The 23,882-nt window shown below is 55.5% G+C and carries 11 protein-coding genes and 1 tRNA gene; 2 read left to right on the top strand and 10 right to left on the bottom strand.

Annotated elements, in window-relative coordinates; genetic code table 11:
• Positions 1 to 649 precede the first annotated feature (649 nt).
• The 4 genes from SACSAC_RS09635 to SACSAC_RS09650 all read right to left on the bottom strand — a co-directional run bounded on the left by SACSAC_RS09635 (position 650) and on the right by SACSAC_RS09650 (position 4,918).
• Entirely contained in the window at positions 650 to 1,549 is a 900-nt protein-coding gene (locus SACSAC_RS09635) for a sigma-70 family RNA polymerase sigma factor (RefSeq protein WP_051507019.1), read from the bottom strand.
• A 303-nt stretch (positions 1,550 to 1,852) separates the two neighbouring features.
• Positions 1,853 to 1,936: transfer RNA gene (locus SACSAC_RS09640), tRNA-Leu, on the bottom strand.
• Between the two features lie 77 nt (positions 1,937 to 2,013).
• Entirely contained in the window at positions 2,014 to 2,241 is a 228-nt protein-coding gene (locus tag SACSAC_RS09645) for a hypothetical protein (protein ID WP_037285661.1), read from the bottom strand.
• Positions 2,242 to 2,398: 157 nt separating this feature from the next.
• Entirely contained in the window at positions 2,399 to 4,918 is a 2,520-nt protein-coding gene (locus tag SACSAC_RS09650) for a LamG-like jellyroll fold domain-containing protein (RefSeq protein ID WP_037285662.1), read from the bottom strand.
• Positions 4,919 to 5,280: 362 nt separating this feature from the next.
• Here SACSAC_RS09650 and SACSAC_RS09655 point away from each other — a divergent pair, with 362 nt between their 5' ends.
• Both SACSAC_RS09655 and SACSAC_RS09660 read left to right on the top strand, forming a co-directional pair.
• Positions 5,281 to 6,273, top strand: a complete 993-nt coding sequence (locus tag SACSAC_RS09655) for a glycosyltransferase family 2 protein (protein WP_037285665.1) — start codon at positions 5,281 to 5,283, stop codon at positions 6,271 to 6,273.
• A gap of 133 nt (positions 6,274 to 6,406) precedes the next feature.
• Complete coding sequence (locus SACSAC_RS09660; RefSeq protein ID WP_037285668.1) at positions 6,407 to 7,132, top strand: hypothetical protein; 726 nt, start codon at positions 6,407 to 6,409, stop codon at positions 7,130 to 7,132.
• A 71-nt stretch (positions 7,133 to 7,203) separates the two neighbouring features.
• Here SACSAC_RS09660 and SACSAC_RS09665 read toward each other — a convergent pair whose 3' ends face one another.
• The 6 genes from SACSAC_RS09665 to SACSAC_RS09690 all read right to left on the bottom strand — a co-directional run bounded on the left by SACSAC_RS09665 (position 7,204) and on the right by SACSAC_RS09690 (position 23,870).
• Entirely contained in the window at positions 7,204 to 11,052 is a 3,849-nt protein-coding gene (locus SACSAC_RS09665; protein ID WP_037285671.1) for an alpha-L-arabinofuranosidase C-terminal domain-containing protein, read from the bottom strand.
• 338 nt (positions 11,053 to 11,390) lie between these two features.
• Entirely contained in the window at positions 11,391 to 14,174 is a 2,784-nt protein-coding gene (locus SACSAC_RS09670) for a glycoside hydrolase family 3 protein (protein WP_037292563.1), read from the bottom strand.
• Between the two features lie 304 nt (positions 14,175 to 14,478).
• Complete coding sequence (locus tag SACSAC_RS09675) at positions 14,479 to 15,522, bottom strand: DUF4179 domain-containing protein (RefSeq protein ID WP_037285674.1); 1,044 nt, start codon at positions 15,520 to 15,522, stop codon at positions 14,479 to 14,481.
• Positions 15,519 to 16,088: a sigma-70 family RNA polymerase sigma factor gene (locus SACSAC_RS09680; RefSeq protein ID WP_245608615.1), complete on the bottom strand. Its 570-nt coding sequence runs from the start codon at positions 16,086 to 16,088 to the stop codon at positions 15,519 to 15,521. The genes SACSAC_RS09675 and SACSAC_RS09680 overlap by 4 nt, the downstream gene beginning before the upstream one ends.
• 150 nt (positions 16,089 to 16,238) lie before the next feature.
• Positions 16,239 to 21,260 carry an S-layer homology domain-containing protein gene (locus SACSAC_RS09685; protein ID WP_037285677.1) on the bottom strand — a complete coding sequence of 1,674 codons (5,022 nt, stop codon included), beginning with the start codon at positions 21,258 to 21,260 and terminating at the stop codon, positions 16,239 to 16,241.
• 171 nt (positions 21,261 to 21,431) lie between these two features.
• Positions 21,432 to 23,870: a polyprenyl synthetase family protein gene (locus SACSAC_RS09690; protein ID WP_051507020.1), complete on the bottom strand. Its 2,439-nt coding sequence runs from the start codon at positions 23,868 to 23,870 to the stop codon at positions 21,432 to 21,434.
• Positions 23,871 to 23,882 lie beyond the last annotated feature (12 nt).

Below are 23,882 nucleotides of genomic sequence, written 5' to 3' on the forward strand. Positions count from 1 at the left end.
CTGTATTAAGGTCTACGGGTAGATCCTATTCGTTTGTGCAGCTGTGGCGCTGCGGGAGGAATTCGTTAGCGGATGCTTACGAAGTGCCTTTCTACGAAAGGCTTTAGGTCGCGTGTTGTCTTTGGGAAGCTGGATTGGATTTTATAAAGGAAGCTTCCCAAAGACAAAGGCGAACTATAGCATAGGCTTCCGAAGTGCATTTCTTCGAAATGCTTCAGCTCCTACACTGAATTCCTCCCTCCGCTGGGTCGCTTGAAGTGAATAAGAACTTTATATATTAATCTTTTTTGAAAGTATTATTTCACTTAGATATTTTTCTGATTAACAGTATACAAACACAGCTGTAGAAGACTTTATCGAGATTTTACTGATTCGCTTTTAGCTACGAAAGTCAAACACATAGTTGTTTAGCCCGCCACTTTGAAAGTGGCGGGCTAAATGTTTCAAGAAATTCTAACGTGACTGGAAGCGAGAAGACGGAGAGAGAAATTCAGTGTAGGAGCGATAGCGTTCGCCTTTGAAATCGGGAAAATACAAATAAAACTTTAATCCTTTTTCCCGATTTCAACACGCGACCGGAACGAATTTCTCTCGCAGTCTTCTCGCTTCCCCGCGCAAACTGTTGAACGTATAAGGTTGGGTGTTTGCATCAAATGCGAGTAAGCTTATCATCCGCCAACATGAGATAAAGTTCACGGATACGAGGCTGATCGTTAGCGGATTCCTCGATGAGAAAACATAGGGTCGCCATGACTTGGTCGCCTTGGCGGAATACGAGTTGGAGTTCGCCTCCGAGTTGCTCGAAGGAAGGGGTCCATTCGCGCAAATGGGCAAAGATACGTCGTGAAGTGAGCAAAGCCAGCACGCCTTTGCGGCCGATCATCGGGCGGACGACGGTGCGGAGTTCTCTGCCGCCGCCGTCGGCGGTGAAGATAGGCTGTTCGGCGAGCAGGTCGATCATGCCGCTGATATCGTAGGTCGCAAACGCGTCGGTAAAGCGGCGGAGCAGGTTGGCGCGGGAATCGCGGGATTGCTCGGTTCGGCGCGAAGGGGCTGCGTTTACGGCGGGTTCGGCTTCCAGGGAGCGCTTGACCCGGCTGTAGATTTGTCTGCATCCGGCTTCGGTGCGTCCGGTCATCTCGGCAATCGCCGCGTAGTCGTACTGGAAAGCTTCGCGCAGCACAAACACGGCGCGTTCGCCGGGCGAAAGACGGTCCAGCAGCACCATGTAGGCGTAGCTTAACATATCGCGCTGCTGCGCGACGGCTTCGGGATCGTTTTCCTCGCCGCTGATCGGCTCGGGTAACCATTCTCCGATATAGGTTTCTTTTCGATTGCGTGCCGAATTCAGTGTGTTGATGCAGGCATTCGTGATCATTCGGGCGATGTAAGCTTTCATATTGTCCACGTCCTGCGGCTTGCGTCGATGCAATTCCGCAAAGCAATCCTGCACCGCGTCCTCTGCCCCTTCCGCCGATCCCAACATCCGGTAAGCGATAGCAAAAGCATACTTGCGATACTGGGCGTACAACATCTCCAAAGGCGGCATCGAACCAAAACCCTCTATCGATTCCGTCTTCAGTGACGGTTGCTGCGTGTTTATTGGTTGTACTTCCACCGATCCCGGCTTATCTTGCGTTGTTTCGTTTGTTTTTATGGCACATTCCCCTCCCCGGGCGCAATACACCTCTATTCCTATAGACCATTTACCCCGGCTAAACGTGACAAAGAATCCATAGTACTTTGTCAACGCTAAAAGTAAGGTTATGTTCGCACAAAAATCTATATATACGAAAAAAGACCCGAGCCTCTGATCAAAGTCAGAAACTCGGGCCTTAATGGCAATATAAGATGCGGTCGAGAGGACTCGAACCTCCACGGGGGTAAGCCCACACGGACCTGAACCGTGCGCGTCTGCCAATTCCGCCACGACCGCATAACTTGATGTTCACGATTAGCTCGTGAGCACAAGAAATAATATATCATGATCTTACGAAGTTGGCAAGAATTATTTTACGCTTTTTTTAGAATTTCATCGATTTCTTTTTGCAGGACAAGATACCGATGGGTGCTGCGCACGATCGCTACCTTGGTCAGCTTGTTTTTATCCACGTATACCTTCATTTGGTCTTTGGTCAGTCCCAGCAAATGTCCCGCTTCCGTCACGGTCAATACCTGCTCGTTGCTCGTCTCGTTAAACGTCTTTTTCACTTTCAAATTCCAATCTTGGAACATGCTCATGAATGTACCTCCTGATTTCGCTCACCTAAACGCCTACTGCGAATCTCTCCATTATATCACACTTTAACGTTATACAGAGATAAATCAAAAAGGCAGGATAAACGCTGAAAGCCCGTTTATCCTGCTTGATCGTGCCGAAAATTGAGTTGCCGGATGTTTACTCCGCCAGCTCGGCCGCCTGCGTCGGCGTCAATGCGCCTTCATATACGCGCAGTTCATCCAGTTGTCCCTTGAACGGTGCGTCCCACCAGTTCACGCCCAATGCGAACGTGCCGTTCACGCCTTCGGCGAACAGATCAGGGAAGCCGGTTCCCGAGAATTTGCGCTCGCCGTTTACGTAGACCGTCAGCGTGCCTTCGTCCACGGAGAGGGCTAGATGCGACCATTGTCCGGCCGGGATCTTAACGCCGGTCACGCCGTCATACCAGTTCGTGCTGCCTGCCCAAAGCATGGTCTGGTCACCCACGGAGCCTTTCGGCAGCAGGCTGAGCCAATGGGTATCGTCTTTGGCTCCGAAGAAGGTCGTCGTGTACGTGTTCAGCTGTTCCGGCTTCATCCACAGCGCCACCGAATACGACGAGCTTTGGATCAGGTTATCCGGCAGCTTCACGCCCGAGGCGCCGTCGAACACGACCGCTTGCCCTTTTTTTCCTGCCGCGTAATTCAGATTTCCGCCTGCCTTACCGATCCGGTCGCCGGTCGCGCCACCTTCCGCAAATGCGCCTTCGCTATCCTTCAGATCGTTTTCAAAAGCGTAATGCGCCGTCAGGCTCGCGCTTTCGTAAGGGAGCACGGTCACTTCGAACGTTACCGTTTTCTGCGCGCTTCCCTTCACGATCTTCGCCGTCAACGTCGCTGTCGCGGCAGGTTGTCCTTCTTCCGGACGGGTGACTTTGCCCTCAGCCGAAACGACGTTCTCGTTCGAACTGCTCCAAGCGATCTGCGCATGACGGCTTCCCGTCGCCGGCAGCGTCAGATCCGCCGTTACTTTGCTCGTGTCGCCCAAAGTTAATCCCGATGCGACATTTTCAACAATTTGCTCGTCGCTCAGATCGGCCAGGCGCGTGCCCCAAGCCGCTTCGCCGGAGCCGGACACGGCGGTAAAGGTCATGACGTTCGACTGCGAAACCGGGTCCCACTGACGCAGGAATACCCCGTCGAACTCGTCTTTGCCGATCGTGATCTTCGCCTGATTGCTTGCGTTTTTACGCCATTTCCCTTCCAACGCCCCTGTCACGGTTCCGTTTGCGTTCAGACGGATAAACTGCGTTTCTTCGATATCGCCGGAATAGGCTTTGCCGTGATTCACGTAGGCGTAATCGCCAGCGATATCATCCTTTTTCACGGTGGACAGCTTCTCGCCCGTATAGCGGTAAGGCGCCACGACCGGCCAGCCGTCTTTGTTCATGAACATCTGATGGATTCGCAGCTCGTGCGTCTCGCCCTGCTGCGGGAAGCGCGCGTGGAACACCAACAGCATCTGCCCCGTTTTGCTGTCCGTGTAGACCGAGTTATGGCCCGCCGACAGATAGCCGTAGCCGATGCCCGTTCCCGGATCGCCCGCTTCGCGTTCGAACAGGAAATTGCCGATCAGCTTGTTGCCGTATTCGGTATTTTCGGTTCCGGCCGGCAGCACCGCGTTTTGGCCGAGCGAGTCGGTGTACGGTCCGTCAATGTTTTTCGAACGGTACACGCGCATGTTGTAGCCGCCGGTCGCGCCGAGCCCGCCGTACGTTTCGTACAGGTAATAATATTTCGTGCTCTTGTTGTATTCGATGTAAGGACCTTCGCCGGACTTGCCGTAGCCGCCCGCGATTTTGGTGCCGAAGTAACGGTCGATCATGCGTCCGTCCTTCGTGGTTCCGTCTTTGCCCGGGAAGATCGGTTCGCCGGTCTTCTTGTCGATCTCCAGCAGGAAAATGCCGCCCGACCACGAACCGTACGTCATCCACAGCTTGCCTTTGGTGTCATAGGACAGCGCCGCATCGATCGCGTTCGGATACTGCTGGTTGTTGTACGAGCCGTCCGCGTTGAACCAGTTTTCGTTTTCGTCCGTCAGCTTGCCGTCGTCGATCAGCTCGTCGATGCCGGTGTTTCTCCACTGCTTGTTCACTTTGCTGTTGGCGTCATACGCTTCGTTTTCCGTAAAACCGGAGTACATCACCGTGCCGCCGTACTCGTACGGGCCTTCGATGTTTTGCGATACCGCGTACCCGATCGCCGAACGGATATACGTGGAAGAAGCGCTGTAGTAGATCATGTACGCGCCTTTCGAGCCGTCTTCGTTCACATAGTCTTTGTTCCAGAACACGTCCGGTGCCCAAACGGAAAATCCGCCTTTGCTGTCGGAATCATTTTCGCCCGCCCATTCGAACGAGCCTGCCAGATTTTTCGACAAATCGCCGTACAGCGTGTTGCCAGGCGTCGTGTAACCGTTTGCAAAAGAAGTCCAGTTCATGAGGTCTTTCGATTTTGCGGCCGCGATATGCGATCCGAACACGTAATACGTATCGCCGTCTTTGACGATCGAAGGATCGTGGACGGAGACGTTCGAGAACGTCGGGGGCGTATCGGATGCCGCGGCTTTAGCTTCGCTTCCGCAGCCGGACGCCAGCGGAGCGAGCAGTACGAGCGATAACAACAGCGAAGAGCTGCGAATGAACTTGCGTTGCTTCATGTGGATCGGTTCCTCCTTTGAAGTTGCGAGAAATGGGCAGACGGCATGAGCATCTTTCGTGTTTCTCCTATCCATTTCGCCGCAATGTTTCGTTCTCCTTCATGTTTTTAAAAATAAATAACAAAAACATTAACTAAATAAGCCTGTAAGTTCAGCAATGATAGCGTTTCCTTGAATATATGCAATTTAAATTAACATTATTATTCATTATACGTCTCTGCTTTTTATTCTTTTCGCTTTCGATCGTCGGCATGTTGCATGGTCGACGCCAGAGGTGTACGGTGGTGGATAAAGCATTCGTCTATTGAAAAACGGATGAAGCCGCGTCTGAACATGCGTCTTCGTCACAGGAGGAAGTTGTCGTGAATAAGCTGTATCTGGTCATTCCCTGTTATAACGAGGAGGAGGTGCTGAGCGAGGCCGCCAAGCGGCTGAAAGCGAAAATGAACGCATTGATCGCGGCAGAACGCATCTCCCCGGCAAGCCGGATCGTGTTCGTCGACGACGGCTCCCAAGACGGAACCTGGACGATGATCGAGAAGCTGCACGCGTCGGATCCTCTGTTCGCGGGCATCCATCTGGCGCGCAACCGGGGACATCAAAACGCGCTCTGGGCGGGTCTGATGCAGGTCAAAGAACATGCCGACGCCGTCATTTCGCTCGATGCGGACTTGCAGGACGATATCGACGCGATCGATGACTTCGTGGCGCGGCATGACGAAGGCTTCGACATCGTGTACGGCGTGCGCCGCGTGCGGGAAAAGGACTCCTGGTTCAAGCGCACGACGGCTCAGAGCTTTTACAAGCTGATGCGTCTGATGGGGGCGGAGCTGGTCTACAACCATGCGGATTATCGCCTGATGAGCCGCCGAGCATTGGAGGGATTGGCCGAGTTCGGCGAGACGAATCTGTTCCTGCGCGGCATCGTGCCGTTGATCGGGTATCCGTCTACCACTGTCGAATACGAGCGCAACGAGCGGTTCGCCGGAGAATCCAAGTATCCGCTGAGGAAAATGTTGTCGTTTGCCCTGGAGGGCATTACTTCGTTCAGCATCAAGCCGATCCGGATGATCACGACGCTCGGCTTTCTCATTTTCGCGGTCAGCCTGGTGATGTTGGGTTATTTCTTATCTATCCATTTCGCGGGTCGCACGGTGCCGGGCTGGACGACGATCGCGATCTCGGTCTGGGCGATCGGCGGTCTGCAATTGCTCGGCATCGGCGTGATCGGCGAGTATATCGGGAAAACGTACCTGGAAACCAAAGCGCGGCCGAAATTTATCGTGGAGCGTATGATCGGGGTGACGGATCAGCGGGAGTTCTCCCGGGAACATGCGGATTCCAAACGGGCGTGACGCGTCTTCGTCTTCATAAGGCGAAAAGCCATAGTCGATCTCGACATGACTCCGCATGCCCCTTTTTCATGGAGACGCCAAACGGGTATTTTACACCTTAGAACAGAGATCGATGCAAAAAGGAGTGGAGACGATGTTCGGACTGTCCGACCTGCTCTCGTTGATCGTATCGGCATTCATCATTTTGCCTGTCGTGGTGTTTTTCCGGGAAGCGGGGTATCTGATCGGCAGCGTGTTGTTCGGTGCGGTGAATCCGCGGGTTACGCTCGGTTCCGGGCCGCGGTTGTTCAAAATAGGCATTCTCGACGTACGCCGATATTATCATTTGTACAGTTGGTTTTCGTATGACGAATTGAAAAGGGAAAGCCGCTTCGCTTATATCTGCCTGTACGCGGGACCGATCTTGGCGAACTTGGGGTTGGCTTTCGTCATTAATATGCTGCTGGCCAACGGCATCATCGACTGGCGGGAAACGTTTTGGAATCGGCTGATCTTTTATGCGTTCTACTATGCGCTGTTCGATATCATACCGATGCGCACGACCAACGGCAAACCCAACAACGGCAAGATCATCTATGACATGCTGCGCTACGGGCGACGGACCGACTACAATCACGAGCCGTTCCTTCCCTCCACGAGCGAAAGCGAGAAGCTTTATTTGCAAGAGATGGAAGCGATTCAGGAGCATGAGGAAAGCGATCCCATTCTGAAAGAGAAAAAAGCGCGGCGCATCAAAACAAAGGAGCGCTTCGGACGACTCGGGCAGCGGATTTATCCGAAAAGAAAGGTTAAGCCCGGCGTGCAGCAGCAGGAAAAGGCCGCTTCCGCAGAACAGGACTGCGATCAAAAAAACACGTAAACGTCAAACGACCCCGCCTTCCGCTGATCGGCGGAAACGAGGTCGTTTTTTATGGGCAAATCCCAGTATGATCAGCCGAGGCGGTTTAATACGGCTACGCTTACCGAGTTCGCGGGCAGCTTCAGCACGGTCGTACGGCCGTTCGTACCGTCTTCAAGCGTAAACCCGCTTTCCGCAGGCACGACCTGCTCCGCGTTTTTCTTGTTCACGTTCGGTACGTTAAGCAGCGAAGCGTCGCCTGCCAGCGTCACGAGTTTGGCGTCGGCGGAGACGTGCAATCCGTCGAGGTTCAAACGCGTCTGCTTGTCCACCCCGTCCGCGTTGACCAGCTTGATATACACATGCTGCGCATCCGCCGTTACCGAATGGAACACGTCGCGGTTGTAGGCTTCCAGCTTGTAATCCAGCACTTTGCTGGTCCAATCGTTCGCCGGATCGGCATAGGAGCAGACCAGATGGCGTCCGTCGCTGCCGCCGTAATTGACGGTGATTGCGTACTCGCGTCCGTTTTCGAGCGGCTCATAGCTGGCGGCGCGCAGATTGCCCGCCGCCGTGCTGGACGAGTAATCGCCGAGCGTGTAGCCTTCGATGCCCTGCTTGTGCACCTTCACGCCGGTGGCGCTTCCGCCGTAGCCGATCGCGTATTCCAGTACGTCTTTGTTGTCCGGCGCGATGTCGGTCAGGCCGACGCCGATGTAGAAGCCGTCTTCGCCGGAGGATTTGGATGCGACGACTTCGACCGTGTAATCCGTCCATTCGTCATTTGATACATATAGTCCGTTTAGTCCTGCGCTTTGCGGCTTCAGGATCAGACCCCGTCCTTGCTCCAACGTATAGCCTGCCGAGCCGGGGATGGACTGCCAGATCGGATCGAGTGCGGAAGCACTCAAAGCCGACGAATCGACGGACTCTGTTTCCCCGATCGCGATCGCCGCGAAGTCCGTTTCAAGCAACACTTTCCCATCCACATTCGACGTGACTTTGACGCTTTTCACTGTAACTTCTGCCTGACCCGCCGCAATCTCGATCCCCCCGCGAGGAATCAGATCCACCGGCTTGCCGCCGCGGTACGTCGAGAACGACGTCGGCAGCACTTTGTCGCCCAAGTATTTCGCGTACATCTGCTGCACGTAATAGTTCGGCGTGAACCATACGCTCTCGTCGTCGAACCAGATGCAGTCCGGCGTCCAGCGGTAGGTGCCGTCGGTCAGCACTTTGTTGAACAGCGGCGCGTAAGCGGCCAGGCGCACGACATCGGCATTATTTTCGAATCCGGTCATGATCGCCGCTTCCGCTACCGCGCCGGCCAGCGTGTTTTTATCCGTGGACGCATACTCGCCGACGAATACTTTCGACGTCTCCGGCCAGTTGATGCTGCCGTCTTCGTTTTTTGCCCGGAAATAGTAATTGTAGCGATCCGCGTTGTTCAGCAGATAGTCGTTCGAACGGTAATAATGCTCGTCCGCGATCGTGTCCATATAATTCGGCTGTTTGGCGTACCAGCTCACCTGCTCCGAAATGACCTGGTCCCGATCCGCGAATTCCACTTCTGCCGAACCTTCCAGATTGCCGCTCAGGAACTTCCAGCCTTGCTGATACGCGTCGTCGTCGGCCTGCGCGCCTACCGTCGAGATGATATGCAGCTCATGCTCCGGATAGTGCTTTTCCATATATTCGTCGATCCGCGTCTTGAACACTTCGAAGTTGGCGAAAAACTCGCTGCCCCAGTTCTCGTTGCCCACGCCCAAGTAGCGCAGGTCGAACGGCGCTTCGTGCCCCATTTTCCGGCGCATCGCGGCCCATTCGTTTCCTTCGAAGTCCACGCTGATCGCGAAGTCGATCAAATCCGTGAAGTTCTGAATATAGTAGTCGCGCAGTTCGCCGCCTGCCGGATGCGCATAATCGGAACGGGCCTGGCACAGCACGCCGCACGCCATGACCGGAAGCGGGGTAGCGTTCAAGTCTTCGGCCAATTGGAAATATTCCATGTAACCGAGTCCCATCGTCATCATGTAACCCCAGACGTTGAAGTTTTCTTTGCGCAGCTCGATCGCGTCCACGGAGTCTTTCCAATCATAGACGTTATCCCAAATGAACGAACCTTCGGAAATGCAGCCGCCCGGGAAACGCAGAAACTTCGGATGCAGCCCCGCCAGCGCTTTGACCAGATCGCGGCGCAGACGGTAGTTGGGGTTGCCCGCGTAGTTGGCGTGCGCGGACGGCGAATCCGATTCTTCGCCCGCTCCCCAGACATCGCGCGGCGTGAGGGACACCAGCTCGATCGAAATCTCGCCTTCGAAGGTCAGCGCAAGCTGGCCGAGCACGTTTTGCGAACCCGTGAGCACCAGTTCGGATGTGGTAACGCCGTTCGCCGGATAAGGAACGCCGTACTTTTTCCACGTACCGCCGCCTTCGATCTTGACCGTGACGATATCGCTCGCCGCTTCGCCGGCCGGATCTTGCAGCTGCAGCGTGATGTACCCTTCGTACTCGGCTTTGGCCCAGACCGTAAAGTCGTACTTCGCATCCTCGCGAATATTCATCGCGCAGCCGCCGTTGGTATCGTTGAAGCCGCGGTTATAGATCGTCGCTCCGTCCGCCACGGTGACGTAGTAGCTGTTCACGTCCGGATCGGAGGAACCGAGGAATCCGCCTAACGTATCCGTGGTTTGCGGCTCCATCTTGTCGATATCGCCGTACCACCACAGCAGCGGCTGGCGGTTGCGTCCGGTCGAGCAGCCGCAAGCGCCGGAGGCATGCGAGTAGGTATCGAATTCGAACGCTTCGAACGAACGGTTCTGCACCATTTCCGCATAGATCCCGCCGTCTGCCGCATTATTGATGTCCTCGTAAAAGAGTCCGTACATCACTTCGCTGACGTCCACGACGCCTTCGATCTGTTCTCCGCCATGCACGGTGATCGTGTACGGCGGCAGCTCGGACGGAAGCACGGAGACGTCGAAGCTGCGATCTGCTCGGCCCGTTCCGACGGTGAGCGCTGCCGTGAGCGTGGCGGCTTGAGGTTCTCCCGTCCCTTGCGGCCATACTTTGCCTTCGTGCGATACGGCTTCCGGCCGGCTCGATTCCCAGCTTACGCTGACTTTGCCGCCCATCAGAGACGTCGGCAGAGAGACATCGCCCGTTAAAATGCTTGTCGGGAACACCAGGTACTTATCCGCCGCCAAGCGCACGATCTCTTCGTCCGTCAGCGATTCGCACATCACTTCGATCACTTCGTCGGCCGACAGGCCTGCCGCGTACACGCGGAAATCGGAGACGGAACCCGCGAAATCGTCATCCGCCGCAAACTGCGAACGCCCGATATAGTTGCGGCTATAATTGCCTTCGTCCGCGAAAGTGTCGAACCAACGGCGAAGCTGCGCGTAGTTCCCGCTCGACGTCTGGCTGATCGATCCGTCAGCTGCCGCTTCGCCGTTCACGTAGACGATCGGTCCCGCGCTGCTGAGCGTTCCGCCTTCCGTTCCGATCACGCTCATCGCTACGTGCATCCATTCCCCGCGCACGAAACCGCGCCCCGGATCGGCAACCAGATCGCCGCCCGCCGACAACGTGGCGCGCATGGCCCGGGTCAGGAACAAAGACGGCGCGCCTTCGCTTTTGCCAAAGTCGCAGATCCGTTCCCAGACGCTGGTGCCTGCATCGAACCGAACCCAAGCGGTAACCGTCACTCCTGTGTGATCGCTTACATTTTGCAGCAGATTACTCGGCAGTTCCAGGTAAGAAGAACCGCTTCGGCCTCCGCCGAACGTCGCCGCAGTTCGGCCCGCGACGTTAGAGACGACCGGAAGCGAACTGCCGGACGGTGCCGCGTTCCGTTCCCGACCCGAGTAATCCCGTCCGATGTCCGAAGCTTCGTCGAACTTGTACCATGCAATAAGTTGATCGCGAAAAGAAGTCATGGATAGTCTCCTGTCATGAATAGATTTCTGAATTAAGTTAATAAAAAAGTTAATTAATTTAATTTATTCGATTATATAGTTAATCATATCGTGTTGTACGTACATGTTCAAGCTTAAATCGTCGCAATGAAAAAGCCTTGAAAAGAGAACGTCGAGCGTCCCCGTTTGGCAAGGTTTTTTCAAAGTCTTTTCTTTTGATGTCATATTGAATCACATGAACAACAATCCTTAACGATCCGGTTATTTTGGCTCCGCCGCGAAAAATCAGCATGACAAAGGGAGAGGGTCACATCGAATGCAACCCTCTCCCGTTATAAGCAATCTTGAAAACGAACTTCTTAAACCGCCTTGAACTCCACCGCGCCCAATTGCAGACCCGGCTTCGTGAATTCGACTTCGAGCTTGTACGTGCCCAGTTCCAGCTCGATCGTCGCCAGACGCTGCTTCAGCCAGCGGCCCTGCGTACCGTTCATTTGCACGGTCGTCAGGATTTTGCCGTTCAGCAGCAGGTTGCAGGCGCTTTGCGCAAGTTCCGGCTCCGTCGACATTGCGTTGACCGCTACGCGGTAAACGCCCGGCTGCTCGACTTTGAAGTAAACCGGCGCGTCGACGGCAGGCTGAACTTCGCCTTCTCCCGACAAAGCTTGCGCGCTGTCGATCTGCGCGACGCCTTGCGGCGCGAACTTCTCGATCGACTCTTCGGCGCGTTCTCTGGAGAAGACCGGCGCGTTCATGATAAATTTGCAGATGTTTTTCGCGCTGCGTTGAAGTTCTTCGCGCGTCACCGTGCCGTTTTCCAGGGATTCGATCGTGTTATCGCCCCAGACGTTGGTTTCGGCGCCGTAGTTCATCACGACCATGTACAGATCGTTTTGCGCGCGCACCATGAAGTTGGTGTTTTTGCGATCCGCTTCGCCGCCGTTTGCCGAATCGTTCATGATCGCCCACCAGTCGGTCATGACGATGCCGTCAAAGCCCCACTCGCCGCGAAGGATCGTCGTATTAAGGTCGTAGTTCGACGCCGCCCAGTGGCCGTTGATCGGGTTGTACGAAGTCATGACCGAGTTGGCGCCGCCTTCGCGGACCGCGATCTCGAAGCCTTTCAGATAAATCTCGCGCAGGGCGCGTTCGGAGACGACCGCGTTTACTTTGGTGCGGTACTGCTCCTGATTGTTGCAGGCAAAGTGCTTCATCGTGGCGTTCGAACCGCCTGCCATGATGCCGCGGATGCAGGCTGCCGCGAATTCGCCGGAGATGATCGGATCTTCCGAGAAATACTCGAAATTGCGTCCGTTCAGCGGACTGCGGCGGATGTTCAGGCCAGGTCCGAGCAGCGTGTCCACGTTGTTGAGCACCAGCTCTTGGCCTTCCAGCACGTACAATTCTTCGATCAGCGCCGTATCCCATGTCGCCGCCAGCAGCGTGCCGATCGAGACCTGCGTCGCTTGACCGCCGCTGTCCATCCGGATGCCCGAAGGGCCGTCCGCCGTACAAGCGACCGGAATGCCGTAGCCGAGCAGCGCGTCGCTGACGCCGCCGAACGCGGATGCCGTACCCGACGTGACGAGCGGGCTGCTCATGCCTTCGCCGCGAACCAGCGTAGCCAGTTCTTCGTTGCTGAGCTGCGCCACGAAATCGTCCATCGTTGCCGTGCCGTTTTTGACGTCCTGCAGCTTGATGCCTTTGTCTCCGGCCTCGCCGAGCGATTGCGGCAAACGGTCCTGAATGCGCTGCGCCATATCGACTTTGCGGGTCGGCACGCCTTCGCTCACCAGCTCGTACGTGCCGTTCTCGTTGCGCGAACCCGGCTTGATGCGGGAGAATTCTTCCACCGGCGCCATCGCTTCTTCAAGCTGTTGCACGACGCGCAGTTCGTTCACGATATAACCGCCCGCTTCGTCGACCTGCACGGCCGCCAGCTGCTTGACGCTCGAGCCGACATGAAGCACGTACGTCCCTTCTTCCAGCACGTAAGCATGGGCATGGCCCGTTACGCCGGAATCGTCGTACGAAGCCAATTTGTCGGTCGGGAAGCTCAGTACCAGCCGTTCCGATTCGCCCGGTTTGAGCGATTTCGTTTTGCCGAACGTGACCAACTTGAATACGGGTTGTCCGAGGCGTCCTTGCGGCGCTTCGACGTACAGCTGCACGACTTCTTTGCCTTCGAACGTATCGCCGGTGTTCGTGACGGTTACGCCGATTTCGACATGCTCCGCGCCGTCTTTTTGAATCGTTTTTGCCGCTTCCGGCGCTTGGCTGAAGGTCGTGTACGACAGGCCGAAACCGAATTCGTATTGGACCTTTTCAGGACGAAACGTTTCGAAATACCGGTATCCGACATAAACGTCTTCTTCATACGTGCTTTTGAACTCGTTGCCGTAGTTGCTGGTGGATGGGTAGTCATCGATCGAATACGCGATGGTATCGGTCAGCTTACCGCTCGGGGTTACGTCGCCCGACAGTACATCCGCAATCGCGTTGCCGCCTTCCATCCCGCCGTGCCATGCGTAGATGACTGCCGCAATCGGGTGCTTGTGGGCAGAGTCTTTGACCCAGCTCATGTCTACGATGTTGGAGACGTTCAGAACCACGATCGTCTTCTCGAAATGATTCGTGACTTGAGTCAGCATGTCCAGCTCTTCCGGCGTCAGGCGGTAGCTGCCCGGCGCGTCCGCGTTATCCTGGTCTTCTCCGGCTGTGCGGCCGATGACCACGATCGCTTTGGACGACTTCGCGCGCGCGCCCGCAACCAGCTCGTCCGTCAAAGGCATTTCTTTCTGGTGCCACGGTTCCGCCGCCCAGCCGCCTCCGCCGTTGTCGAACGGATTTTCTTCGATCCATTTTGTATACACGCCGGCCAGTTCTTCGTTCACTTGAACCGACGGTTTGCTCCGCAGTCCGTCCAGTAGATTGGTTGTGTGCGAAACGTGTACGCTTCCGCCTGATCCCGTACCGCTGCGGTAATAGTTAAGCTGCACGCGTCCGAAGATCGCGACATTGTCGTTCTCCCGGATCGGCAGCGCCTCTTGTTCGTTTTGAAGCAGTACGGCGCCTTGAGCGGCTACCTTTCTGCTGAATTCCGCGAAGCCCTTCAGGGGTCCTCCGATATTTGTTTGGCTCAAAATATTCCCTCCCGAATTCTGTATATGTGGTGTTTCCGGCACGCGTATGTTTCTTTGTGTGCGTCGACCCGATTTATCATTGATCGCGCTTTCCGAAAACCATTTCGTAAAGTTCAGGAGCACACCGCGCATCTTTCTCCACTATAAAGAATTGCGGAAAAAGAAGCAAAGCTTTATCTGGAAAAAGAGGGGGACACGCATAAAAAATCGGCAGCGTAGAGCTGCCAATCGAGTGACGAATTAAAAAACTGACGGATAACGTTGTACTTAGCACATTTGTTATCCAATTCACGCTGAAAGTCTTTTATTGATTAATCGGGATTGCTTCACTCAAGTCTTTTTCCTTTGTGCCGTCATACGGAACGAGCGAGTAGTTTCCTTTGGATAAATCAACATTCATAAAACGACTATACCCTGTTCCCTCGGCAGTCCAGGCTCCTTCAATGGCTTGCACATCCTCTCCGCTGTCCGATACCAAGCGAAAACCATACATCCAAAGTTTCGAACCTTCGTCGGGTTGCAGGGTTCGATTGTAATAAACCAAAGTCGATATAGGACCGGAAACAACTTTTTCAATCACAATACGCTCACCGTTAATCAGATCAACCGTGCGATTAACTTCGATGGTCTGCGTTTGCGCCAGCAAAGCAGCACGCGAAGTCTCGACCTCGAATGTCCAGGGTTCCGACGGCACTCCAGGCATATTTTCCGGGTGCCACCATGACATCTGATTGTATTCGATTTTGAGATGCAGTTTGTCGCTATCCGGAATTTCATCGAGCGCAATATTCTGATAAGTCGTATACACGCCATTTTCCCCGTCCGATCCCGATCCGCTTCCGCCATTTCCTTGTAAATCGCTTCGTCCGTTTATCGTGATCTTTGCATTCATCCAAAGCACATTATCCTCGGCAATCTTGAGCTTACTGGAAGGTTCCAGCGTCGAAGTGATCAGCAGTCGGTCCGTATCCACGATGATCTCGTTCAGCGTCAGCCTGCCGAACTCATTTTCCGTCGTCTCCCCGACCTGCGTCTTGTAAGCGGAATAATCGACGTCTTGCCCGTAACCGGCAAACCCTTCGAGTAAATTCGCTACAAAAGGAAGCTTCGCCAGTGCCTGTTGCCCGGCAGGAAGAGTAGCTCCGATAATCAAAACCAAGGCTACGGCTGCTGCCACAATTCCTCGCATTTTCCAATTTCGAGCGCCTATTGTACCGGTTTTCGCTGAATGCCCCAACTTTTTCCCGATACGCTTCATCCATCTGCTCCGCTCGATCTCCGTCAACGGCTCTTCCTCGTATTCCGTCAAATCCAGCTTCACGTCGTTCAACTCGTCGTAAATGCTCATTCCCCGTGCACCTCTTTTCCCGCAGTCCAAAGCCGCTTCAATTTCTTGCGTCCGCGCGACAATTTGTTGTGAATCCACGATTCCCGCACGTCCATGTCTCGCGCGATCTCTTTGGCCGGGACACCTTCGATATAATAACGTTCAAACAGCTTGCGCTCGTCTTCCGGCAGCTGCGATAGTACGTCTTTCGCAGCCGAGATTGCCGTCGCATTGACCGTGTCCCTGTCGTTTATTCGTTCAACATCCAGTTCCTCGCCCGTGCGGCGCTCCCGTTCCTTGATCCAACGCCGTTGGTAGTCGATCGCCCTGTACTTTGCGACTGCCGCGATCCATTGCTTGAAGGAATTCCGCTCCAAATCAAACGATTCAATATGATTCCAGACTGCAAGCAGCACGTCGTCCAGACACTCCTCGCGATCCTGCACACTGCCGGGCAGGTGCCGATATACGACCGCTTTCAGCAGCCCGCCGTGCAGATCGATCAGCTCGCGCAGCGCCTGCTCGTCCCTTTTGCGGATACGCTGTACGATTTCCTGTTCACGCATATCACGATGTTCCTGTTCCACCCACCGGACGCCTCCTTCCCTGTGCCGATGTCGATACCGACATTGTATAGTACGAAGCGCAGACGAGGATTCTATCGTTACAGGCAAAATAAACTTCGTCGCAAAAAAACGGACACCGGTATTGAACCGATGTCCGTTCTTTTCTGTCTTTTATTGCACCTGATCCTCCAACGTCCCCGTCCATACTTCGCCGCTGTCGCTGCGCTTCGACGTATGGGACACGGTTGCCTCCTGCACGTCGCCGAAAGCCCAGTGCGTTGCCGGAATATCCGGGAACTGCTGCGTCAGTCCGTTCAGCGGTCCGCGGGTCAGCATGCGGTTGAGCATCGTGACCGCTTCGGAGCGCTTGATCAGATTGCCCGGCAGGAACTTGCCGTCCGGATAACCGTTAATCAGGCCGTCCGCATGCAGACGCTCGATCGAAGCCGCCGCCCAAGTATTCGACACGTCCGAGAAGGACGAATCGCGGGATGCGGAAGGCTGCAAGCCCAGGAACCGAACCGTGACCGCCGCCAGTTCCGCACGGCTAACCTTGCTGTCCGGACGGAATGTACCGTCTTGGAAACCGCTGAAGTAACCGTGTTTTACCGCAATGCGGATATAGTTGGCTGCCCAGTGATCGGACGGCACGTCGCGGAACGGAAGCGGATCGTCGAGATCGACGTTCTCCGTCAAACGCGCCACGATGGCCGCAAGCTCGGCGCGGGTCAGCGAACGGTCGGCTTTGAACAGACCGTCCGGATAGCCGAGAATATAACGTTGATGCTGCAAATCTTCAAATCGGTCGGACATCACTTGAATGCTGACGACAGACTGCGCTTTGGCTTCGACACTGGATTGAGCCGCAGTGCCGATAAAGCTGCCCGTTACCGGATAGCGCTTCTCGGGTCCGTTCTGAAGCGACCATTTGAGAGTCACTTTGAAGCTGCCCGATTCGCCTCCGGACAGGTTATGAATCTTCCAAGACAGATCGCGTCCCTGAAGAGTACCGCCGTCATTGTCCACGACTTCCGCACCGACGGGAAGAGTCACGCGGATGGTGCCTTCGCCGAGGAGAACGGAAGAAATGTTTTGGTAATCGACTGTCAGGGTCGTTTGCTCGTTTTCCTTGACCGGATTGCGATCCACGGTCAACTTCAATTCAAGCTTGGGCTGAGCCGTAACCGGTGCCGGCGTCGAAACGTTCGCCGGAACGGAAGCCGGAATCGGAGTCAGCTCCAGATCGTGCCGCACGATTTCCTGACCGACCGAGATCATCGGACTGGTGTACGCGAGGTAACCGTTTTTCGTCACGACCAGGTAATAATCCGTTTCGGGATAAACCATGTACGCGTAGAAGCCATTCACGTCACTCAACTGCACTGGGCTCGCATTGTCGTTCGGAGCGAAACCCGGGATCGCAGGCAGCGTAACCTTCGTGTTCGGCACAACGCTGTTAGTCCGGTTTTTCGTCGTATCCGCGTAATACAGGGTTACGGTCGCGCCTTCGATCAAAGCTTTCGTCGAAGCATCGCGAATCGTGCCGTACGGATCGACAAGCTCTTGGGAGATGTTCATCTCGCCGTTCGCCTGCACGTGCACGGTGCTTGTGCCGATCGTGATTTCTTTGCCCGGCTTAAGCTCGTACCGGATTTCCAGCGCATAGTCGCCGATTGTCAGACCCGGCGCGCTGAATACGCCTTTCGCGCCTAGCGCGAATGCTTTCGGCGCTCCGTTTTCGGTCACGTAATGACCGGAAGCGTCTTTGAGATAGACCGACGTATGCGCGACGAACGCGTTGTCGACCAGGCTCGTGCTGCCGTCGGGCTGCTTGAACAACACGACGCCCGCCGCTGTTTTTTGCGAATCGTAGACTTCGTCTTCGGTCACGCCTGCCGCGCCGACCTGTGCTTTTTGCTCGTAGGTCACGGGAGTCGGAACCCCGCCGACCACAATGTTCCGGGTAACGGTCAGCGTATATTCGCGCCCGCCCAGCGGAACCGGAACGTAATAAGCCCCGTCAGCGCCTGTCGTGATCGTCTGATCGAAATCAACGCCGGGTTCGATCACGCCGTCGCCGTCGATATCCAATGTGATGCGTACGCTCGCACCCGCTACGCGCGCATTGTTTTTGCCTTCCGTCAGCACGCCTTTGATCGCGGCCGGGAGGAACACCACGCGGATTTCTTTTTGCCTCCATAGTCCGTGCGAAGGATCGTTGACCGTGGCAATGACCGGAACGGACTGCTCCGTCAATCCGGTCATCGTGCCTGATTGATACGTCACGACCGCCTTGCCGTTTGTGTCCGTCAAGGCGCGATCGCCGTTCGGGAACGAACCGATATCGTCCGAATCGAACGCGACTTCGATGCCCGGCACCGGATTGCCGTCCGCATCCTTGAGGATGGCGGTCAGCTCCGTTTTCGAAACTCCGTCGCCGATGATCGCTTCCGGCTCGGCCGTCAGGCTCAGATCGATCTTCAGGATTTCAAAATCGTTGTCGCCCATGCGGGAAAGCGGTTCGGACGGCAACGGCGGGCTTTCGACCGCGCTCGCCGTGTAGGTGACCGTGTATTTCCCTGCACTTGTCGGGTTCGGCAGCAGGAAGGTCGATTTTTCCCACAGCTTGTAGCCTTCTTGCGCGTAGGTCGACGAATTGGCGAGCGTGAGCGTCACCGGTACGCCGTTTACGTTCGCCGTGACTTCATCCGCGAGCAGCGAGCTGACCGCGGACAGCTTCAAGGCTTGGCCGGGAATGGATTTGACGACGGAAGCGTCGCCTTGCTGCTTATCCCCTGTCCAACCGTCAAGCGTGCGGTCGATTCGGATCGTAACCGTTGCCGGCGCGCTTTCCTGACCGTCCTCGTCTGTTACCGTGTACGTAAACGTATCGGTTCCGAAGGCGAATTCGGCGTCCGGCGTATAGATCCAGACCGATCCGTTCGGATCGGAAGGATCGGCAGGAGTCAGCGCGCCTTTGGCCGGAGCATTGGTCACGCCGTATACCAACCCGCTGACCGTTTCCGGATCATTGCCGATCAGCGTAATCGGCAGCGAAAGCGTGCCTTCTTCCGCGTTCGCGCCTACCGCGTCCGCGCTCGGCATACCGTTATACGCAAGCACGGCTTGACCCGGCGTTTCGGAGTACAGTCGGCCGTCGTAAGCTTCCCACGAGAAGGATGCCGTGCCGCCGTTAGGCAGGTTGGACGAAGGCTTGAAGGTCAACGTGTCCAACAGGTTCGCGTCGATCTCGTTCGGCGCGCCGTCTGTCAAATATACCGAACCGGTAACCGTCTCATAGGAGAGCATTCCCTGTTCTTCGGAAAAGTTTGCAGGAAGCCCGATGCGGATTTTCGTCAGCGCATCGTTTTCCGCGTCTTCGTAGGCCGGTGCAAGCGCGAAGTCGCTTCGGCTGAACGTTACCTTTTGACCCGTCGCGCCCGACTTGTTGATCATGCCAGCTGTCGGAGGCGCATTGACGCGAATCGTTACTTTTGCGCCCTCCCGCGCATATTGGGCTCCGTCGTAACCGTTCCATTCGAACTCGGCCGTTCCCGTGAAGCCGGATGCCGGAACGAACTTTAGCTTCGTTAAGTTGCTTCCGGAAAGTTCGTCGCCTGCCTGTACTTCGGTTGAAGTCCCGTTGTTCTCAAGAACCAGCTTACCTGTCGATCCATCGGGAAGGCTCTGAATGCGTACTCGACTCAGCTGCTCCGAAGCAGAATCACTGTAAGCTTCTTGGAAAAGGGACTGCGGCAGCGAGACGACGTCTCCTTTGTCCGCAGCGATCGGAATAGCATCCACCTGCGGTGCCGCGTTCGCCGTCAGCGTAACCGTGCCCGGATAGACCGCGTATTCGTCGTCGTCGTAACCGTTCCAAGTAAAGCTTGCCGAACCGCTGAAGCCTTGCGCCGCAGGTACGAATGTCAGCTTCTCCAGATCGGCTGCCGGAATCTCGCTGCCTACGGTCACTTCGGTCGGCGTATCGGTTCCGTTGTTCAGCACGAGTCTGCCTTTGGCAGGATCAGGCAGCGTATCGATACGCACCTTGTTCAGGTTGGCGCCGTTGGCCGCTCCGTTGATTTTCATGTAATGACTTTTGAAATTGTCCGGATTCAACACCGTCGGATCGTACTGCGTCAACGTCTCCGAGAAGTTGGTCAGCTTCGGATCGAAGGTCGATACGGTGTAGATGTGTTGGGCTTTGCCGGGATTGGTCGTATCTCCGTCGCCCGAACCGCCTCCACGGTCTTCGAACAAGATGACGTTGACATCATACTCTTTCGATGGATCGATGCTGGTGTCGGTTAGTTGGACGTCGTCCCATGTTTGACGTTCGTTCGTCTTGGCACCGCTGAACAGCTTCTTCTTCGTATCCAGGTTCTGATCGACTTCCGTATCATTCGCCGCAGGCTTCACAACGCTGACTTCCATCGAAAAATTGCCGTTAGTGTTCGGTACGAAGCTTGTATCGACCGTGATTTCTCCTTTTTTGATCGCGATGTCGCTTTTGTCGATCGCGCCCGAGACCTTCTCGCCGCCATCGATTACCAGCTGCATCCAATCAACTTCCACGACCCAATTGGGATTGAAATTATACTTGGAATTTACGTAATCGTGGATCGATACACCGGCATAATAATCCTTATTCGACTTAATTACAGACTTATCTACTTTAAGGACAGTGGTATTCCAAGTTTCGTCGTTTCCCGATAAAGCCCCGATATAAGCACTTTGCGGAAATTCTTTTTTGTAGTTGGAAGTCGCTTTGTTCCAACCCCGATCGGTCGGCCATGAACGCCCGCGATCACCCAATTGAATAGTTGTCGGATCTGCCGAAAGATAAACCCTGTCCCATTCGCCGGTACCCGACTTCCCGTCGTATTCGTCTACATCGTAAGCTCGTACAAGCAAATAAACATTGTTTTGCGGCGCACGATCAACGTTAAGAATCTTCGTTTCGATCGGATATAAGCCGTGACCGTTGTCGATCCGACCACCCGAGTTGTAATCCAGATCCCCGTCCGCAGCCGTGTTCGCCGCGCCGCCTCCCCAGTTATCCGTATCGGTAAAATAGGTCCCTCCCGTGCCTGCAGCTACCGCGCTTGGAACGCTCTGCCAGACCGGACCGGCCGCCAGCAATATCGCCAGCAGCGCCGCTGTCGTTTTCTTGCCCAGTTTGCTTGCTTTCACTACTTCCCGTCCCCTCCATAAATGTACGCAGCCCGATTTTCGGACAGCTTGGCTATTATATAGGAACGTTCTGAACAAAATCTAAACAAAATCCGACAAAAAAAGCCGTTAGCCAGAGGCTATACGACTATTTTTGGGTTTTTGTCTAATAAGCCCAAAGACTTAAAGCTTTTATTTCTCCCGCTGCACCAAATAATCCAGCAAATGCTTCAAAAACCTCAAGCTTTCCGGCAGTGCTCGTACCGCGTCCGACGCTTCGCAATAATGGTTCCACATCTCCCGTTTGGCGCCGCCGATCCCCAGTACCGTAACGAACGTCGAGCTTCCGTTGGCCTCGTCCTGTCCCGCCGGTTTGCCGAGATTCAACGCTTCTCCTTCCGCGTCCAGCAGGTCGTCCCGAATCTGGAACGCGATCCCCGCATGGTAAGCAAACTTTTTCATCAGCTCCAGCTCGGCTTCCGGCGCGTTCGCGAGCATGGCCGGCATAATGAGACAGGCTTCGAACGCCACGCCTGTTTTATAGAAACAAATCTCGTTCAACCGCTCCAGGCTCAGCACCTGCCCGCGGGATTTAAGGTCCAGAGCCTGGCCCATACACAATTCTTCCGCTTTGCGCGCCGAGTAATGCATCAACGCCAGTACCGTCTCAGCTTTAAAACCTTGCAAAGACGACTGTTCGCGCACGCCTTGTTGGATCAGCAGCAGGCCCGACAGTTCGGCCGTCGCGCTGTCATAACGGGCATGCAGCGTTTGAAGCCCCCTCCGCGTATCCGCATTGTCCTGCGACGGCAGATCGTCGAAGATCAACGAGGCGGTATGCAGGTATTCCAGCGATGTCAGCATCGGACGCACGGCCTTTTTGTCCAAACCGTAGCCTTCTGTCGCCACAAGTCTCGCCAAGATCGGACGCAATCTTTTCCCGGAACCTGCCAAACTGTAGTTCGCAGCCTCGATCAGCGAATCTCCGACAGCCGGAACAGGCGAGTCGGTCGCGATCGGCAGCGCCTGTTCGATCTCCGCGCGAATATCGTCCAGAAACGTTCGGAAGCGTTCGCGATCTTCCCTGTCTTTTTTCATCTCGGTCAGCATTCGGTCGCGCAGCAGCTTGTCGAAAAACTCGACGTCCTCGGCTTTTTTCACCATTTGCTGAACGGTCGCGTTTAATTCCGGCATGCCCGAAGCCAGCATATCCATCAACTCTTCGTAGCGAGGAATGCCCAAGCGCTGACGCGCCCTTTTCAACCCGTTAATCGCCCGATCCAGCAGTACCTCGCGCGTGTTGGGGTCGCTGCCGTATACGTCCCGGATCAGGTACGCGATAACGGCCCAATACATCTCGAACGGGTTCGGCAAATCCGGGCGCTCGGCGCGATATTTCCAATAATACGTATACGGCGTCACCGCTCCCGCATCCAGATCGTCGAACAGATCCGCAAAGTCGTCGGCGAGCTGGTTATAGATCCCGTAGTAAAAGGTTCTCCGCTCAAAACCGCCGTCTTCGTCCGCTTGTCCGACCGAGCGGGCGATCAGGCGGGAACCGGAGGACTTGAGAATGACCGGCACGTACAACTGAGCTGCCGTATAATCGTTGGCTTCGAGCCGCTTGTTTCGATCCACGTCCTGCGACTCGAAAAAAACGTATGCCTGCTCGAAAAAGACGCTGCCGCCTCCGCCTGCCTGCCGTCCTTTGATATATTCGAACGCCTCGCCCAGCTCGCTGTGGATATAGCGGATCAGCGCGAAGTTCTCGGCATGCCCGCTCTCGAACGCGCCGCTCCATGCATCCCATTCCGGCACGGTTCCGGTCAGCAGCGCGCTTCGGATCAGATCGGAGTAACTCGCCTTCTCGTCGTCGGTCAGCAGCGTCGAATCGAGCAGGTCATCGACGAACGGGTACGTCAATCCGTACGAGTATCCGAGCCGTACCGCTTCGTCCATGCGGCGCGACCGCTCTTCTTTCGGCGTATGCTCGTCCATCTCTTCCCGCGCATGCAGCACCACGCCCGCGATGATCTTCAGCAGCTTGCGCTGGGCTTGCTCCGCGTTCATGCCTTCCGGAATGTTCTCGGACACGCGCTTCATTTTGGCAATCATCCAGATGACCGTGTCCTCAATGCTTTCCTGTTGGCCCCAGCGGTACAACCCGGCCGTGTCGAAACCGTCCGTCGGCATTCCTTCGTGCTGTTCGCCGTTCAAAAGAGAACGCTTGAGACTGCCCGCCGTTCGACGAACGCGGCTTTGCGTATCCGTATCATCCAGCGCGCGCCCCAGATCCCGCATGTACAGATAAGACACGCTGCGCTCCAGGTAGTCGTCCAGCTTGCCGGCAGCGTCCATCCATTGGATGTAACGGTCATAGTCGCGCGGCTCCGAGCCGTGCCGGCTGCCGAACAAACGCGCCGGCCACGGGCGGATATGGCTTCTTTTCCACACGCGGAAATCTTCCGTCAGCTCGGTCGCATACCTGCCGCTTCGCACGCGTTCCGTCAGCTCTTGCAAATAGTGCTCGGCGCGAAGTTCCGACCTTCGATACGCTTCGCGCGCCCGATCTTCGAGAGCCGCAGGCGGCCGTATCGATCCGGGATCTTCGATTGATGATGTCAAACTCATAGTCATTCCCCT

This window comes from Saccharibacillus sacchari DSM 19268 (assembly GCF_000585395.1).
Lineage (GTDB): Bacteria > Bacillota > Bacilli > Paenibacillales > Paenibacillaceae > Saccharibacillus > Saccharibacillus sacchari.

Excerpts from the sequence above, each read along its gene's own strand:
- SACSAC_RS09635 (WP_051507019.1), bottom strand. The coding sequence starts at position 1,549 with ATGCCGCCTTTGGAGATGTTGTACGCCCAGTATCGCAAGTATGCTTTT.
- SACSAC_RS09645 (WP_037285661.1), bottom strand. The coding sequence starts at position 2,241 with ATGAGCATGTTCCAAGATTGGAATTTGAAAGTGAAAAAGACGTTTAAC.
- SACSAC_RS09665 (WP_037285671.1), bottom strand. The coding sequence starts at position 11,052 with ATGACTTCTTTTCGCGATCAACTTATTGCATGGTACAAGTTCGACGAA.
- SACSAC_RS09690 (WP_051507020.1), bottom strand. The coding sequence starts at position 23,870 with ATGAGTTTGACATCATCAATCGAAGATCCCGGATCGATACGGCCGCCT.
- SACSAC_RS09650 (WP_037285662.1), bottom strand. The coding sequence starts at position 4,918 with ATGAAGCAACGCAAGTTCATTCGCAGCTCTTCGCTGTTGTTATCGCTC.
- SACSAC_RS09660 (WP_037285668.1), top strand. The coding sequence starts at position 6,407 with ATGTTCGGACTGTCCGACCTGCTCTCGTTGATCGTATCGGCATTCATC.
- SACSAC_RS09675 (WP_037285674.1), bottom strand. The coding sequence starts at position 15,522 with ATGAGCATTTACGACGAGTTGAACGACGTGAAGCTGGATTTGACGGAA.